Annotated in this window: 13 protein-coding genes; 2 read left to right on the plus strand and 11 right to left on the minus strand. The window is 70.6% G+C overall.

The features are described from left to right. Positions 1 to 32: 32 nt before the first annotated feature. The 6 genes from HCA58_RS00445 to HCA58_RS00470 form a co-directional block, all read right to left on the minus strand. The gene (locus tag HCA58_RS00445; RefSeq protein WP_169595736.1) at positions 33 to 803 is read right to left on the minus strand and encodes a CbiX/SirB N-terminal domain-containing protein; all 771 of its coding nucleotides are present in this window, start codon (positions 801 to 803) and stop codon (positions 33 to 35) included. Next, positions 785 to 1,549 (minus strand): phosphoadenylyl-sulfate reductase, encoded by a 765-nt coding sequence (locus HCA58_RS00450; RefSeq protein ID WP_169595737.1) that lies wholly within the window; start codon positions 1,547 to 1,549, stop codon positions 785 to 787. The genes HCA58_RS00445 and HCA58_RS00450 overlap by 19 nt, the downstream gene beginning before the upstream one ends. Further along, positions 1,546 to 1,707: a hypothetical protein gene (locus HCA58_RS00455; RefSeq protein ID WP_169595738.1), complete on the minus strand. Its 162-nt coding sequence runs from the start codon at positions 1,705 to 1,707 to the stop codon at positions 1,546 to 1,548. The genes HCA58_RS00450 and HCA58_RS00455 overlap by 4 nt, the downstream gene beginning before the upstream one ends. After that, positions 1,704 to 3,395 carry a nitrite/sulfite reductase gene (locus HCA58_RS00460; protein ID WP_169595739.1) on the minus strand — a complete coding sequence of 564 codons (1,692 nt, stop codon included), beginning with the start codon at positions 3,393 to 3,395 and terminating at the stop codon, positions 1,704 to 1,706. The genes HCA58_RS00455 and HCA58_RS00460 overlap by 4 nt, the downstream gene beginning before the upstream one ends. A 353-nt stretch (positions 3,396 to 3,748) precedes the next feature. Continuing rightward, positions 3,749 to 5,296 carry a PAS domain-containing sensor histidine kinase gene (locus tag HCA58_RS00465; protein WP_169595740.1) on the minus strand — a complete coding sequence of 516 codons (1,548 nt, stop codon included), beginning with the start codon at positions 5,294 to 5,296 and terminating at the stop codon, positions 3,749 to 3,751. Positions 5,297 to 5,321: 25 nt separating this feature from the next. Next, a complete protein-coding gene (locus HCA58_RS00470) occupies positions 5,322 to 6,353 on the minus strand; it encodes an SIS domain-containing protein (RefSeq protein WP_169595741.1) in 1,032 nt (343 codons plus the stop codon). Positions 6,354 to 6,544: 191 nt separating this feature from the next. On the opposite strand from HCA58_RS00470, the gene HCA58_RS00475 reads away from it, so the two are divergent. Then, complete coding sequence (locus HCA58_RS00475) at positions 6,545 to 8,200, plus strand: tetratricopeptide repeat protein (RefSeq protein WP_169595742.1); 1,656 nt, start codon at positions 6,545 to 6,547, stop codon at positions 8,198 to 8,200. Positions 8,201 to 8,287: 87 nt separating this feature from the next. On the opposite strand, the gene HCA58_RS00480 is transcribed toward HCA58_RS00475, so the two are convergent. Continuing rightward, complete coding sequence (locus tag HCA58_RS00480; RefSeq protein ID WP_169595743.1) at positions 8,288 to 9,877, minus strand: MDR family MFS transporter; 1,590 nt, start codon at positions 9,875 to 9,877, stop codon at positions 8,288 to 8,290. 114 nt (positions 9,878 to 9,991) lie between these two features. Here HCA58_RS00480 and HCA58_RS00485 point away from each other — a divergent pair, with 114 nt between their 5' ends. Beyond that, on the plus strand, positions 9,992 to 10,573 hold the full coding sequence (locus HCA58_RS00485) for a TetR/AcrR family transcriptional regulator (RefSeq protein ID WP_169595744.1): 582 nt from the start codon (positions 9,992 to 9,994) through the stop codon (positions 10,571 to 10,573). Positions 10,574 to 10,624: 51 nt separating this feature from the next. Here the strand turns inward: HCA58_RS00485 and HCA58_RS00490 are convergent, their stop codons facing one another. The 4 genes from HCA58_RS00490 to HCA58_RS00505 form a co-directional block, all read right to left on the minus strand. After that, positions 10,625 to 11,140 (minus strand): GNAT family N-acetyltransferase, encoded by a 516-nt coding sequence (locus HCA58_RS00490; protein WP_169595745.1) that lies wholly within the window; start codon positions 11,138 to 11,140, stop codon positions 10,625 to 10,627. Beyond that, positions 11,137 to 11,352, minus strand: a complete 216-nt coding sequence (locus tag HCA58_RS00495; RefSeq protein ID WP_093405215.1) for a biotin/lipoyl-binding carrier protein — start codon at positions 11,350 to 11,352, stop codon at positions 11,137 to 11,139. Before HCA58_RS00495 ends, HCA58_RS00490 begins: the two co-directional genes overlap by 4 nt. 357 nt (positions 11,353 to 11,709) lie before the next feature. Continuing rightward, positions 11,710 to 11,997 (minus strand): mycothiol system anti-sigma-R factor, encoded by a 288-nt coding sequence (gene rsrA, locus HCA58_RS23285; RefSeq protein ID WP_169595746.1) that lies wholly within the window; start codon positions 11,995 to 11,997, stop codon positions 11,710 to 11,712. Between the two features lies 1 nt (position 11,998). Further along, positions 11,999 to 12,814: a sigma-70 family RNA polymerase sigma factor gene (locus HCA58_RS00505; protein WP_169595747.1), complete on the minus strand. Its 816-nt coding sequence runs from the start codon at positions 12,812 to 12,814 to the stop codon at positions 11,999 to 12,001. Between the last annotated feature and the right edge of the window lie 59 nt (positions 12,815 to 12,873).

Genomic DNA, 12,873 nt, shown 5'->3' on the forward strand with positions numbered 1-12,873 from the left:
GGCATCGCGCGTTCTCCCACCGGTACGGAGAGTCAGGTGTGAGTCGGCGTCGGCGTCGCCCGACGGAGTATCAGATCCACCAGTTCCGGCGCGTCGCCAAGCGGCCGTGCCACGGCGACCGCCCCGGCGTCCCGAGCCGACGACACCACCGCGTCGTGGAACAACCCCGGCGCCAGGAAGTAGGCCGCCACGGCGATCCGCCGGGCGCCAGCCGCCCGCAGCCGAGTCACCGCCGCACCGGCATCCGGCGGCGCCGCCGAGGCGTACGACACCCGGACCGGGACGTTCAGGGCCGCACCCAACGCGGCGGCCACCCGACCGACAGAACCTCGTGCGGCGGCGTCACGGGTCCCGGCGGCGGCCAGCACCACAGCGTCGCAGCCGCCCGACAGCGCCTCACCCAACCGTCGGCGCAACCCGGCCAGCAGGGCCGGATCCACCTCACCCCCCACCGGCCCGAGTACGTCGGTGACCCGCACCCGCACCGGCGGCCCGGACCGCTCAGCCGCTGCCACAGCCGCCGGAATGTCGACCCGACGGTGATAGGCGGCGGTCAGCAGCAGTGGCACCAGCACCGCACGAGAGTGCCCGGACGCCGCCAGCCCGCGCAGCGCGTCGGTCGGGTCAGGCTCGGTGTGGTCGAGCCAACTCGCCAGCACCGGCGTGCCCGGGCGAGCGGCGGCGACCGCCCGGGCGAGAGCCCGGATCTCTTCGGCCGCCCGGGGATCACGACTGCCGTGGGCGACCAGCAGCAGCGGGTCGCCAGCCGGGCCCACGCCTGCGGTCAGACGTGCAGACCGCACTCGGTCTTCTCGAACATTGCCCAGCGACCGGACCGTGGATCCTCACCGGCCCCGGTCCGTCGGGTGCACGGCCAGCAGCCGATCGAGCCGTAGCCGCGCCGGAACAACTCGTTCACCGGCACCTTCCACCGGGCGATGTACCCGTCGACGTCCGCCTGCGTCCAGGCCGCGATCGGATTGACCTTCACCTTGCCCCGGCGCGGATCGAAGGTGACCACCGGTGTGTTCGCTCGGGTGAACGACTCGTCGCGGCGCAGGCCGGCGGCCCACGCGTCGTAGCCGGCAAGCGCCCGTTCCAGCGGCTCCACCTTCCGCAACTGGCAGCATTCGTCCGGCGATCTGTTGAACAACCGTGGTCCGTACTCACCGTCCTGTTGGCCCACGGTGAGCCACGGCCGGATGGACCGCACGTTCACCGGGAGCGTGCGGGCCACCTCGTCGCGGACGGCGAGAGTCTCCGGGAAGTGCAGTCCGGTGTCGAGAAAGATCACGTCTACCCCGGGCGCGACCCGGGAGACCAGATGGACGAGGACGGCGTCCGCCATCGAACTCGTCACACAGAACCGGCCTCCGAAGGTCTCCGCGGCCCACCGCGCGATCTCCAGCGCGGGCGCGCCCTCCAGTTCCCGGCCCGCCCGTTCGGCGAGCGCCCGCAGCTCGTCCGGATCGCGCCGGGACGGATCGGCGGTGACCCCGGCCGTCGTACCGACCAGCCCCAGACCGGCGGCGGAGACCAGGGCGCTCACCGGTTCACCGCCCGGGCGAGCAGGCCACCGAACCTGACCGTGAACACCCGCACACAGGCGTGGCACTCCCATGCGCCGGGCCCGGTCTCGCTCGGCCGCAGATCCTCCTCGCCGCAGTACGGGCAGTACAACGGCACGGAACGAGTTTCACCACTCATCGCAGTTCCTCCTCGTCGACCCGAATCACCCAGTTGGCGAACGTCTCACCCTCGGTCCGGCCAGCCAGATACCGCTCGGCCAGCCGCTCGACGTACCCGGGCAGCTCCTCGGCGGTGGTCTTCAGACCACGCAGCTTGCGCCCGAAGCCGGCGGTGCGTCCCTCGGCCATGCCGAGCCCACCGCCAAGATGCACCTGGAAGCCCTCCACCTGGCGGCCGTCCGGCCCGGTCACGAGCTGCCCCTTGAGGCCGATGTCGGCGACCTGGGTTCGGGCGCAGGCGTTGGGGCAACCGTTGATGTGGATGGAGATGTCCGCGTCGAAATCGCGTAGCCGCTGCTCCAACCGGGCCACCAGCTCTTCGCCACGCGCCTTGGTCTCGACGATGGCGAGTTTGCAGTACTCGATGCCGGTACAGGCCATCGTGCCGCGCCGCCAGGCCGAGGGTTGGGCCTCCAGGCCGATCTCCCGCAGACCCGCGACCAGCGACTCCGTCCGCGCCGGCGGTACGTCGAGCACCAGAAGTTTCTGGTACGGGGTGAGTCGCACCCGCCCGCTGCCGTGCGCCTCGACCACGTCCGCGAGCTGGGCGAGTTGGGTTCCGGAGACCCGCCCGACCACCGGGGCGGCGCCGACGTAGCTGCGGCCGTCGCGCTGCCGGTGCACGCCGATGTGGTCGACCGGCCGTTCCGGCAGCTCCGGGGCAGGACCGTCGAGCAGCGTGCGACCCAGGTACTCCTTTTCCAGTACCTCCCGGAACTTCGCCACGCCCCAGTCGGCCACGAGGAACTTCAGCCGCGCACGGTGGCGCAGCCGGCGGTAGCCGTAGTCGCGGAAGATGCCCACCACCCCGGCCCAGACGTCGGGCACCTCGGACAGCGGCACCCAGGTGCCCAGCCGCTGCGCCAGCATCGGGTTGGTGGACAGACCTCCGCCGACCCACAGGTCGAAGCCCGGGCCGTGCTCCGGGTGGTCGACACCGAGGAAGGCGATGTCGTTCGCCTCGTACGGGGTGTCCACCAGCCAGGAGATCGACGACTTGAACTTGCGCGGCAGGTTGGAGAACTGTTTGTCGCCGACGTACCGCTTGACGATCTCGTCGATGGCAGGGGTCGGATCGATTCGCTCTGCCTCGGCCACCCCGGCGACCGGGCTGCCCAGCACGATCCGGGGACAGTCGCCGCACGCCTCGGTGGTCTGCAACCCGACCGACTCCAGCCGCCGCCAGATCTCCGGCATGTCCTCGACCCGGATCCAGTGGTACTGGATGTTCTGCCGGTCGGTGATGTCCGCCGTGTCCCGGGCGAACTCCCGCGAAATCTCGGCGATCGTGCGCAGCTGGGCCAGGTCGAGCTGACCACCGTCGACGCGTACCCGCAGCATGAAGTACTCGTCTTCCAGCTCGTGTGGCTCCAGTACGGCGGTACGTCCGCCGTCGATGCCCGCCTTCCGCTGGGTGTACAGGCCCCACCACCGGAACCGCCCACGCAGATCCTGCGGGTCGATCGAGGCGAACCCTCGATGGGCGTAGATGTTCTCGATGCGGGCCCGGACGTTCAGCGGGTCGTCGTCCTTCTTGATCCGCTCATTGGGGTTGAGGGGCTCCCGGTGCCCCAGCGCCCACTGGCCCTCACCACGGGGGCGCCGGGGCGCTCGCGGCGGGCGGGCCGGAATCTCGCTGACTGCCATCGCGGCGTCCTCCGTTGTCTGCTGCGCCTCGGTGGGGCTGCGCGGGCGCGACGACCGGTTCCCGGGAGGGACCGTGGACAGCGATGTCTCTGCACGGCCGGCGCGCTGCGTGCCCGAGGCAGGGATGGTCGGGCGTCGTCAGTGAGCCGGACAGATGGCGCTGCGGACACGGCCGTAATCGACGTGGCGTCTAGCCACGAAGCGGCGCACGACAGCGGCAGTCATGAACGTCATGCTGCCACACCTCAGGCGGTGCGGCCAATGGTCACGTGCCCGATCCCACATCACGGGCGGTCGTCGCCGTCTGCTCCGAGCGTCACCGGGACAGGGACGTGGCCGGTAGTCGCCCGAGGTCACCCTCCGCTACGGCCCTCGGGGGCACTGCGCGCCAGCGGCAGCGCCAGGAACGCCTCGGTGCCGCCGTCGGTGCCGGGACGCAACTCGATGGTGCCGCGCAGTTCACCGGTGACCAGCGCCCGGACGATCTGCAACCCGAGCTTGGCGCCACCTTCGGTGTCGAAGCCGGCGGGCAGACCCCGACCGTTGTCGGTGACGGTGACGGTGAGCGTTCTGCGGAGCCGGTTCGCCGCGACCACCACCTCCGGTTGCGGGGCGCCGAGGGTCACCGGGGCGTCGTCGCCGGCCGGTGGGAAGCCGTGTTCCACCGCGTTGAGCAGCAACTCGTTGAGCACCATCACGAGCGAGGTGGCTATCTCGGCCGGTAGCACGCCGAAGGTACCGGTACGGCGCATCGCGACGGTCACCTCGGTCGCGGCCACCTCGGTCGCCGCTTTGGCCACCCGGTCGACGATCCCGTCGAACTCCACCGCCTCGTCGCTGGACATGGCGAGCGTCTCGTGCACGAGGGCGATCGACGCCACCCGGCGTACCGATTCCTCAAGCGCGACCCGAGCCTCCGGCATCGCCACCCGGCGGGCCTGGAGGCGCAACAGCGCCGCCACCGTCTGCAGGTTGTTCTTCACCCGGTGGTGAATTTCCCGGATGGTGGCGTCCTTGGTGATCAGCGCACGATCGCGGCGACGTACCTCGGTGATGTCGCGGACCAGCACCAGCGCGCCGATCGGGACCCCTGCCGGTATCAGCGGCAGTGCCCGGGTGAGCATGGTCGCCCCACGCGCATCGATCTCCCGGCGCGGAGGCGCCTCGCCGCGCAGCGCGGCGAGGATGCCGTTCGCGGCGTCCGTGCCTTCCAGGGGATCGCCGGCGAGCCGCCGGTGCAGCACCGCCAGATCCTCACCGACCAGGAGCGAGGCGTGACCCAGACGACGGTACGCGGACTGCGCGTTGGGGCTGGCGTAGGTGACCTTGCCGCCGGCGTCCAGCCGCACCAGCCCGTCACCGACGCGCGGTGCCGAGGTGGTCTCCCCCGGGTGCCGTGGCGGCGGGAACGTGCCGTCGGCGATCATCTGCGCCAGGTCGTCGGCGGTGGTCAGGTAGTTCAACTCCAGCTGGCTGGGCGTACGGGCGGTGGAGAGGTTGGTGTCCCGCCCCACCACGGCGATCACCTCGCCGGATTCGCCGTCGGCCGTACGCAGCCGGACCGGGATCGCCTCGTGCCGGGCGGGCACGTCGCCGTACCAGACCGGGTCGCCTTCGCGCCAGATGCGCCCCTGCCCGTAGGCCACCTCCAGGTGTGCCACCTCCGGGCCGCCGACGATCCGTCCCACCTGGTCGTCCTGGTACGCGGTGGGCGCGGTGGTCGGGCGTACCTGGGCGACGCAGAGGAAACTCCCTTCGCCGTCCACCGGCACCCACAGCAGCAGGTCGGCGAAGGAGAGGTCGGACAACAGCTGCCAGTCACCGGCGATCCGGTGCAGGTGGTCGATGTCGACCCGGCGCAGACGGGTGTGCTCCTCGGCGAGATCACGCAGCGTTGACACGTCGACCAGCGTGCCACGCCGGGTGTCATCTCGTCGCGGTGATCTTCTTCAACCCGCGCGGCGCGTCCGGGTCCTCGCCCCGGGTCAGGGCGAGCGCCAGCGCCAGCCGCTGCAACGGCAGGATGTCCAGCAGCGGGGCGTACCGCTCGTCGGTTTCGGGCACGGCGAGGCGGGTGGCGCCGCCGACGTCGGCCGAACCGACCACCACCACGTCGGCACGGCGCTCGCCGAGCCGGGGCAGCACCTCGCCCATCGACCGCCCGCCCGGTCCCGATCCGATGACCGCCAGCACCGGGACGTCCGGGTCGGTCATGGCCAGAGGGCCGTGCAACAGGTCGGCACCGGAGAACGCCAGCGCCGGGAGGTAGGACGTCTCCATCAGCTTCAGTGCCGCCTCCCGGGCCGTCGGGTACGCGTACCCCCGGCCGGTGGTGACGAGTTGGGCCGCGAAGCGGTAACGCGGCGCGAGCTGAGCCGGGACGGGGTCGGCGAGGGTACGGGCGGCGAGCTCGGGCAGTTCGGCCAATGCCTGCCGCTCCTCGGTGGGTAGCGCACCGTCGCCGGCCCGGATTCCCTCGACGAGCATCAGCAGGGCGAGCAGCTCGGCGGTGTAGGTCTTGGTGGCGGCCACCGCCCGCTCGTGTCCGGCCGCGATGTCGATGGAGAGTTCCGCGGTCGCTGCCAACGGTGAGTCCGGGGCGTTGGTGATGGCGAGGGTGAGGGCTCCGGAGTCGCGGGCGGACCGGAGCACCTCCGTCAGATCGGGCGATCCGCCGCTCTGGCTGACCCCGACCATCAGGGCGCCGGAGAGGTCAGGCCGGGCGCCGAAGAGGGTGACCGCGCTCGGCGAGGCCAGGCCGGCGGGCAGACCGAGGCGGATCTCGCTGAGGTAGGCACCGTACAGCGCGGCATGGTCGGAGGTGCCGCGTGCGGTGAACACCACGTGCCGGGGTCGACGCTCGGCGACGGCTGCGGCCACCCGAGCGATGGGTGTCGCGTGCGCGGCGGAGAGCAGCCGCTCGTAGCCGGCCGGCTGCTCGTCGATGTCAGCGGCCATGCCGCTACCTGGGCGCGTCACAGAACCTCCCCTGCGCGATACACGCGTGATCGATGCTCAGTGTTGCATCTTTTCGACATTTCAGGCAACCAAATGAGCAGTAGTGCGCAGCGGATCACCAAAACCGGGGTTCGTCACCTACGCTGACCCGACCTCACCGCGCAGCCGGGACCAACGAGCGAGAGGACCACGTGGCCGAGGGAACGGACGACCGGGCGCTGCCGGCGACGCAGGAGCTGATCCTGGCCCGACGGGCCCTGGATTCCGGCGAGCTGACACATGCCGCCGACCACGTCGCGGCGGCGCTGGCCCGGGCACCGACACTGCCCGAGGTCCACGAGACCCTCGCCCGACTGGCCGCTGCCAGCAGCGACGGCGGGCTCGGTCTGTTCCCGTTGCAGCACCACACGTTCGTCGGCGCCGTGGTAGCCCGGGCACACCTGCTCGCCACGGCCGGTCGCCCTGGCGAGGGCCTTGATCTGCTGATCGCCGCGACAGCCCATGCACCGGGGGCGGACTGGGCGGGGGTGCCCTGGGTGACGTCGCCGGAGTTGGCCGAGCGACTCGGGCCCGAACGGACCGCCCGGGTGCTGATGCAGATCTGCGCCGCCGTGCCCGATCCGGTTCCGCCACCGAACCGGGCGGCCCTGTCGCCATACCTCACGCTCGCCCGTAACGCGATCACCATCCACCCTGAACACGCGCTGCTGCTCGGCACGGCGTCCGCGCTGGCCCGGCGGGTGGAGGAGGTCCCGCTCGCGGTCCGGTGGGCCGACCGGGGCGTACGCGCGGCACCATCGAAGATGGGCGAGGTGTGGCTCGGGTACGCGCTGCGTAGCGCCGGCCGGACCAGGGAGGCACTTGCCGCGCTGCGCCGTGCCGTCGAGCACGACCCGGACGACCTGGCGGTGTACGCCGACATCGCCGGCACCCTCGCCGACCACGGCCGGCTGGCGGAGGCGCTGGTGTGGATCGAGCGGGCCCTGGTCCGGAACCCGTCCTTCGACTGTGCGGTGCACACGGCACACCGCCTGCGATTCCAACGCGACGGTGCGGTCCGGCACCTGGTGGCGCTGGCGGACTTCGTCCGCGACCATCCGGACGACTCACACGAACACAGCGACCTGGCCGAGTGCTGCCGCGGACGCCCCTGGCTGGGTCAGCTGACGCCGGCCCCGTCGACCACCGGGTCCACCGCGACGCCCGGGCGATCCGGCAGCGGGCACGTGGACGGGTCGCCGACGGCGGAGCGTCCCGAGCCACCGTCGACGGAGGCGACCCGCCGCCTCCGTGAACTGGCCCACCCCGCCTGGCCGCACCCGCCGGCCGCCTACGACGCGGCGGTCAGCCTGGCCACGCTCGAGCTGGCCGACCTGCTCGGTCTACTGGCCCATCCGCCCGCCACCCCGCAGACCGCGCTGGGGCAGGTGCTCGCTGGCCAGGATCCGGCGCTGTGGCTACGCTGCGTGCAGGTCTGGACCTGCCTCGGTCTGCTGCATCACCGCACCGATGAGCCGTGGGCGGACTCAACCCGACGGCGGGTGCTCGTGGAATTGGCACGCGAGGTGCCGGAGGTCGCCGAGGCTGCCCTGTTCGCCCTCGTGACCGCCGCCTGGGTCGACCCGTCGGTACGCACCGACGTGGCCGCACTGGTCACCGAACGGTTGGCGGCTGCCCGGCGACACCCGGAGCCCAACGCCGTTTCCCTGGCACACCTCGCGCTGGCCACGCCGGACCTCGACCCGGAGACCGTCCTACTGGCCCAGCGGCTCGCTGGCGTGACCGCCCGGCGACGCCGCGGTGCCCTGCGCGCCCTGTTGCGCCGCCTGTTTCGTCGATCGTGGTGACGATTGCGGACGTCACGTCCCGCCAGGGCGTTCCCTCCGGCCGGCACACCCCTGCCCGCCACCTGCCCGGGCAGCCTCCGGTCACCGTCAGACGGCCGGCGACCGGGCCAGATCAGCCTCGGCCTGTTCCTGCCCGCTGCTGCCGTCCGACTCAGGCTCGTTGCTCGTGCGCAACGGGATCTCCCGAATGAACCACGCCAGCACCGGAACCGCGACGGCGAAGAGCACCGCCCAGAGGAAGACATGCGAGATCGCGTCGGCGAGCCCACCGAGCACCACTTCGCGGGCCTGGGCGGGTAGTTCCCGTAGCTGCTCGATGTTCATCGCCGCGCCGGCCTCCCCACCGTCGCTGAACGCGCCACCGGCGGCCGAGCCGGCAAGCCGGTTGGCGAAGATGGCACCGAACAACGAGATCCCGAAGGACCCGCCGATGGAGCGGAAGAAGGTGGCCGCGCCGCTGGCCGCCCCCAGGTCCTTCTGGGCGACGCTGTTCTGCGCGATGAGCATCGAGGTCTGCATGAGGAACCCCATGCCGGCGCCGAGGACGAGCATGTAGAGCGACGACTGGTACCTGCTGGTGTCCACCTCCAGCAGGCTGAGCAGGGCGAGCCCGGCGGCCATCACCCCGCCGCCGACGATCGGGAAGATCCGGTACCGTCCGGTCCGGGTGATCGCCCGGCCGACGACAAGCGACACCAGCAGCATCCCGAACATCAACGGCAGCAGCAGCAGACCGGATTCGGTGGCCGAGGCCCCCTGGACGGTCTGCTGGTACAGCGGCAGGAAGTTCATCGCGCCGAACATCGCGAAGCCGAGCAGGAATCCGATCACCGAGATGAGGGCGAAGTTCCGGTTGGCGAAGAGCTGGAGCGGCAGGATCGGCTCGGGGACCCTACGCTCGACGAGCGCGAAGATGAGGAGCGCTGCGACGGCGAGCACGGCGAGGCCGAGGATCTGCGGAGACGCCCAGGCGTACTCGTTTCCACCCCAGGTGGTGATCAGCACGATTCCGGTGATACCCACCGACAGCAGTGCGGCACCGAGCCAGTCAATGCGATGTTCGGTGCGGTACCGGGGCAGGTGCATGGTGGCGATCAGCAGTACCAGCGCCACACCGCCCAGCGGCAGGTTGACATAGAACGCCCAACGCCAGGAGAGGTGATCGGTGATGAAGCCGCCGACCAGCGGGCCGGCGACCATCGCAATCGCCATGACCCCGGCGATCATGCCCTGGTAACGGCCGCGCTCCCGGGGCGGTACGAGATCCCCGATGATCGCCATGACGCCGACCATCAGGCCCCCGGCACCCAGCCCCTGAACCGCCCGGAAGGCGATCAACTGCACCATGCCGTCGTCCGGGCCGCCGAGGGGTCCCGACCCGGCCATGCCGCAGAGCGCAGAGCCGACCAGGAAGATCACCACGGCGGTGAGGAAGACCGCCTTGCGGCCGTAGAGGTCGCCGAGTTTGCCCCAGATGGGGGTGGAGACGGTGGTGCCGAGCACGTAGGCCGTCACCACCCAGGTGAAGTGGTTGAGTCCACCGAACTCACCGACGATGCGCGGCAGCGCGGTGCTGACGATCATGTTGTCGAGCATCGCCAGCATCATGGCGATCATCAGACCGAAGAGCACGACCCGGACACCGGGTCGCGCGGCACCCTGCTTCTGCTGGGCCATCGGTAAGCTCTCCCCCCGAGATCCGGCGCACTTACTTACCGTCCGGCCAGTTACCTTACTAGCCGGACGGTAAGTTGGACAGGCTGCGACGGTCAACCGGAATGGCGGTCAAAGGTGAGTCAGAGCACAGGCGGCACGCGAGAGCGGATCAAGTCCGTGGCGCTGGAACTCTTCACCGAGCACGGGTACGAAGCCACGTCGCTGCGCGAAGTGGCCGAGCGACTCGGGGTGACCAAGGCCGCGCTCTACTACCACTTCAACAGCAAGGACGAGATCGTCACGAGCGTGGTGGAGGACTGGCTGGGGCGGATGGATGCACTGATCGCCTGGGCCGAGAGTCAACCCGCCACGCCGGCCACCCGCCGGGCCGTCATCGAGCGGTACGCCGACATGATGTTCAGCGGTGGACAGCCCTCGGTGATGCGGTTCTTCGAGCAGAACCAGACGGCACTCAAGAGCCTCTCCGCCGGCCGCGAACTACGCGGCCGGATGTTCCGGCTGTCCACCGCCCTCTGCCAGGGCGACGAATCCCCCAGGGCCCAACTCCGTACCGTGCTGGCGCTGTTCGCCGTACACAGCAGCTGGTTCGCCGTGCGCACACCGGACATCACCGACGCCGAACGCAAACGCGTAGCCCTTGAGGTAGCCAACGAGCTGCTCGCCGCACCACCCGCCACCGAGCAGACCCCGCGTTGACCGACAGGTCAGCCGCGAAGCCGATCTACACCCGCGCCGCCGACCCCACGGTCAACGCGGCTGAATGGGGAGAGGAAGACGGAGGGCTAGCAGATTCACGCCGGGGTAGGGGCTCCAGTCCTGTCCGGGTTGCCGGACGAAGCCACGCCTGCCGTAGAGGCGATGGGCCGGCTCGGCGTGACCCTCGCGTACGCAGATGGTCACCGCGGTGCAGCCCATGCCGGCAGCCCGCGCGATGCACGCCTCGACAAGAGCCGCACCGACTCCCCGCCCCTGCACGCTCGGGTCCACCGCGAGCATCCGGAACTCCGACTCCCCCGGGCCGCACATCTCCGCGTACCGGGTGCCGGGCAGCACGAAGGTGACCGAGCCGAGCAGCTCAGCGGTTTCCTGGTCCACGGCCACCAGCACGTCACCGTGCTCCGCCCGGGCGGCGACGTCGGCCAGCACCTCCGCGTAGCCGCTCTCACCCTTGAGCTGGCCGTCGGACTCGTACGCGGCGACGGTGAGCCGGGCGACTCCGGCGAAGTCGGCCGGCTCGACCGGACGGATCAGCACGCTGCTCAACCGATGACCGCGATCAGGTCACCGTCCTGCACCACGTCACCCTCGTTGACCGCGAGCTGCTGCACCACCCCGTCGGATTCGGCGATCACCGGAATCTCCATCTTCATCGACTCCAGGATCACCAGGGTGTCCCCCTCGGACACGGTGTCCCCGGCCGACGCGACGACCTTCCAGACGTTCGCCACCATCTCGGCGCGGATCTCCTCGGCCATCTCCCGGCCCCTTCCTCGCGGCTCCTGCGAGGTATCCAATCATGTGCGGACGGTCGACGGGTGCGGAGCGGCCCCGGCAGCGGTCGACCCGCACCGCCGGCACTAGCATCAACGCGTCAGACCCGGACGCCGGCATGGGCGACAGTGCCCCGGTGACGGGGGCCGCACGCGGCCCGATCCGGCCATCACGAGGAGGTCACCATGGCGAAGAAGGCCCGCAAGAAGAAGGCTCGCAAGAAGAGCGCCGCGAACCACGGCAAGCGCCCCAACTCCTGAGCCGACACGCGGCTGCCCGCCGCGTTCGGACGACGGACACACCGGTGCCCGGGTCGTCATCGACCCGGGCACCAGCGCGTGTCAGTCGGCCAGTTCGCGCGATTCGCTGGCTTCGAAGACGACCAGTTCGCTGATCCGTACCCGCAGCCGCTCGCGCAGTTCGTCCGGCGCGGACTCGTTGCCGCAGTGACGGGCCACCAGCGCCTTGACCTCCTGCTCGATGCCGTACTCGCGCAGGCAGTGGCCGCACTCGTCGAGATGGTGCCGGATCAACGCCCGCCGCTCCTGCGCGCACTCCAGGTCGAGGTAGAGGTAGACCTCGGCGAGCACCTCACGACAGTCCGTCTCGTGCGGGTCTCCACAGCTCACGTCACACCTCCCGGCCGGTGGCGGCGCTCGGACTCCGGGCCGGGTGGGCCGCGGAGAACCCCCGCTCCGCGGCGTACCCCTCAAGCAGCTTGCGCAGATTACGACGCCCACGGTGCAACCGCGACATCACCGTGCCGATCGGCGTACCCATGATGTCGGCGACCTCCTTGTAGGAGAAGCCTTCGACATCGGTCAGGTACACCGCCAGCCGGAACTCCTCCGGCAACTGCTGGAGGGCTTCCTTGACGTCGCTGTCCGGCAGCCGGTCGAGCGCCTCCGTCTCGGCGGACCGCAGCCCGCTGGAGGTATGCGACTCCGCCTCAGCCAGTTGCCAGTCGGTGATCTCGTCGGTGGGCGCCTGCACCGGCTGACGCTGCCGCTTGCGATACGAGTTGATGTAGGTGTTGGTCAGGATCCGGTAGAGCCAGGCCTTCAGGTTCGTGCCCTGCTCGAACTGGTGGAAGGCGGCGTACGCCTTCAGGTACGTCTCCTGGACCAGGTCCTCGGCATCCGCCGGGTTACGCGTCATCCGCAGGCCGGCCGCGTACAGCTGATCGACGAATGGCATCGCGTCCCGTTCGAACCGGGCCCTGCGCTCGTCCGTCTTTTCGGTGGTCAACCGCACATCCCCTCGGGTCGGATGCTTCCCCGCCGAGGATACGCGCACCGGCCTCCCGGAAAATTCAGTTCCGACGGTTGTGCCCGTCGCCGCCTCGGCTGGTGGCGCCGCCGCCGGCCAGTCCGGGCCGGCCAGCAGCTGCCGGAGCTGCCGTGCCTCCCGCTCGTCGTGTTCCCGGTTCCGGATCTCGGTCGGCACCGGTCACCCCCTCGCACAGTGGTTGTCCGAGGTGTTCAACACGCGTGGTGTGTCGGGAC

It is taken from the genome of Micromonospora sp. HNM0581, assembly GCF_012726175.1.
In the GTDB taxonomy this organism is placed as follows: domain Bacteria; phylum Actinomycetota; class Actinomycetes; order Mycobacteriales; family Micromonosporaceae; genus Micromonospora.